At 74.4% G+C, this 2,741-nt stretch carries 3 protein-coding genes; 1 reads left to right on the top strand and 2 read right to left on the bottom strand.

Annotated elements, in window-relative coordinates; translation table 11 throughout:
• Positions 1-154 precede the first annotated feature (154 nt).
• Complete coding sequence (locus ACOJUF_RS19375; protein WP_420123458.1) at positions 155-1,285, top strand: DUF4192 domain-containing protein; 1,131 nt, start codon at positions 155-157, stop codon at positions 1,283-1,285.
• Between the two features lie 25 nt (positions 1,286-1,310).
• Here ACOJUF_RS19375 and ACOJUF_RS19370 read toward each other — a convergent pair whose 3' ends face one another.
• Both ACOJUF_RS19370 and ACOJUF_RS19365 read right to left on the bottom strand, forming a co-directional pair.
• Positions 1,311-2,201 carry a TIGR02569 family protein gene (locus tag ACOJUF_RS19370; protein ID WP_420123457.1) on the bottom strand — a complete coding sequence of 297 codons (891 nt, stop codon included), beginning with the start codon at positions 2,199-2,201 and terminating at the stop codon, positions 1,311-1,313.
• Positions 2,202-2,309: 108 nt separating this feature from the next.
• On the bottom strand, positions 2,310-2,741 hold a 432-nt coding region (locus tag ACOJUF_RS19365; protein WP_420123456.1), incomplete at its 5' end, for a rhodanese-like domain-containing protein.

Here is a 2,741-nt window from a genome sequence, read left to right as displayed (position 1 = left end):
GGGCCGGGGGGGCCCCCCCCCCCGGCACCCCCCCGGCCGACCGGGGCGACGGTAACCAGGTGACTGACCGCCGGTTTAGCGCACACGCCTGAATCCGTCCCCAATCGCTGCACCGACCCGCGGTCGCGGCGCCGTCGGGCCGACCCTTGGCGGCATGGACGAACTCGGCGGGGATCCCCGCATCCGACTCAGCGGACCGGACGGACTGCTGGCGGCCGTGCCGCACCTGCTCGGCTTTCACCCCGACCGGAGCATCGTGCTGATGTGCATGTCCGGGGACCGCAACGCGCTGGGGCCGGTGGCCCGCGTCGATCTGCCGCCGGATCGTGATCCGGTGGTCGTCGCCCGGCTCACCGGGACCGCGCTGACCCACGCCGAGCGGGTCGCGGTGATCTGCTATCCGGAGCGTCGCCGCCGGCCGGCGATCCTGACCGACCTGATGGGCGCCCTGGATCATGCCGGCGTCGGGATCTGCGCCGTGCTCCTCGTCCACGGCGGTCGGGTCTGGGACGTGGTGAACCCCGGCCCGCTGCGGCTGTCCGACAGCCGGCCGCCCCCCGGTCAACGGCATCCCACGACGGAGGCGTTCGCGGCCGTGAACGCCTTTGAGGGGCGGGTCGTGCTCGCCGACCGCGCCGCGCTCCGCGCGTCCATCGCCGGACCCCGCGGCCGGCGCCGGCGGCTGGCCGCCCGGGCCGTCACCGCGGTCGTCCACGGTCATCCGGCCGACCTCCGCGACCCACCGGCCCGGCGGCCGCCGGCCCGGAGCAACGGACGGCCGGACCTGCCGCCACCGTCGTTCGTCCCGCTCCCCGACCGCGTCGACGCATTGCTGGACGGCGCACTCGACCAGGTGGCCAGGACCGGCCAGGTGGACGTGCACCTGGCCGCGGAACTGACCGTCGCCTGCCTGGACGTCGTCGTGCGCGACGGTGTCATCCTGCGTGGGTTGTTCGAGCTGGACCGCATCTGGTTGGCGATGCTCATCGCGTGCGCCGCCTGGACCACGGACGATCTGGCCTCGGGTATCTGCGCCGTGCTCGCGGTGCTGGCCTACCGGTTCGGTGACGGCGGCCTCGCCCAGGTGTCGGTGGACCGGTGCCTGCTGGCCGAGCCCGGGAACCGCCTGGTCCAGCAGCTGATGGACACCATGGCGGCCGGTCTGCCGCCGCGGGTCCTCGACCGCCTGCTGCAACCGCCGGACGGGACCGACGTCGATCCGGTTCCGGGGTCGCGATCCCGCCCGGGGCACACCGGGGAGGACGACGGTGCCGCGGTGGCATGAGGGAACGTGCCGTCGGCCAACGGCCTCACCGCAGGAAGCGGTCGATCCGTTCGGCGGTGGACAGCACGGCCACCATGTCGTCGGTCGGGGTCCGCGGGTGGGCCAGACCGGCGGCCAGCCGGTACAGGGCGGCCCGGCGGACCAGCTGCGGCCAGTCCGGACCGTCCGCCCACTCCCCGACCACCTCGATCGGGGCGCCCCCGCGGGTCACCGCATCGACGGCGAGCACCGCGGTCGCCCAACCGGCGGGGCGCCAGAACGGGGTGACGTCGAACACGGCGGGGTCGGCGTCCCCGGCGAACAGGACGGTGCCGTACAGGTCGCCGTTGACGACCTGTACGGGCGCGGTCACCGGTCGCCGCTGGGCGGCCAGCTCGCGATAGACGCTCGCCCCGTGCCCGTGACCGAGTCGTTCGTCGGTGTCCAGCACCTCACCCCAGGCCAACCGGTCGGCCCAACTGGCCAGGTCGCTGCGCTCGCGCAGAAAACGCGGCTCGGGCACGTCGGCCAGTGCGCGGTGCAGCGATCGGCCCGTCTCCCGGATCTCGTCGAAGCGGGGCGCGACGCTGCCGGCGACGAAGCGGTGGGCGGTCCAGCCGGAGACCACCCACCGACCGTCGGTGGACCGGACGGGACGCGCGACCCGTACGCCGGGCACCGGCCGCTGCTCCAGGACGGTGGCCAGCCAGCTGGCCACCACCGGCTCGTCCACCGGTTTGACCACCGTGTTCCCGGCCCGCCACGAGCGTCCCCGACCGCCGGGCAGGCGCTCGAGTGCCTCGCCGGCCGCGTTGAACGCGGTCATGACGTGGTCGGGGGGCCGACCGGACGACGCGGGCAGCACCGCATCCAGGCGGTGGCCGCCGTCGCTACCAGCGGACCGGCCCGCTGCCCGATCCTCCGGTCGTGAGGTCACCGATCGACCGTACCGGCCGGGCCCGTCGGGGCCCGGCATCGCGCGCCGACCGGAGCCGGGCGCCGGAGCGCGCGACGTCCCGGACCCCGGAGCCACGTCCCTCGCCGGTCAGTAGGTGGGTAGGCTGGGATCGACCTGCTTGATCCAGGCCAGGACCCCGCCGCCGACATGGACCGCGTCGCCGAACCCGGCCTTGTGCAGCACCGCGAGCGCCTCCGCCGACCGCGCCCCGGACTTGCAGTGCAGCACCAGGGGCTTGTCCATGGGCAGGGACGACAGGGCCTCGCCGGACAGGATGTCGCCCTTGGGAATCAGGACGGAACCGGGGATCGAGACGATTTCGTACTCGTTCTGCTCCCGGACGTCGACCAGCAGGAAGTCCTCGCCGGCATCGATCTTGGCCTTGAGGTCGCGGGCCGAGATCGTGTGGTTGGCGGCGGCCTCCGCGGCCTCGTCGGTCAGGGTCCCGCAGAACGCGTCGTAGTCGATCAGCCCGGTGATCGGCTCGCCCGCCGGGTCCTTGCGGATCCGCACGGTGCG

Origin of the sequence: Nakamurella sp. (genome assembly GCF_048594475.1) — a bacterium.
Lineage (GTDB): Bacteria > Actinomycetota > Actinomycetes > Mycobacteriales > Nakamurellaceae > Nakamurella.
Note: the sequence above shows the minus strand (reverse complement) of the source record. Positions and strands in the feature narration are given on the sequence as shown.

Coding starts and splice junctions, on each gene's coding strand:
- ACOJUF_RS19375 (WP_420123458.1), top strand. CDS start 155: ATGGACGAACTCGGCGGGGATCCCCGCATCCGACTCAGCGGACCGGAC.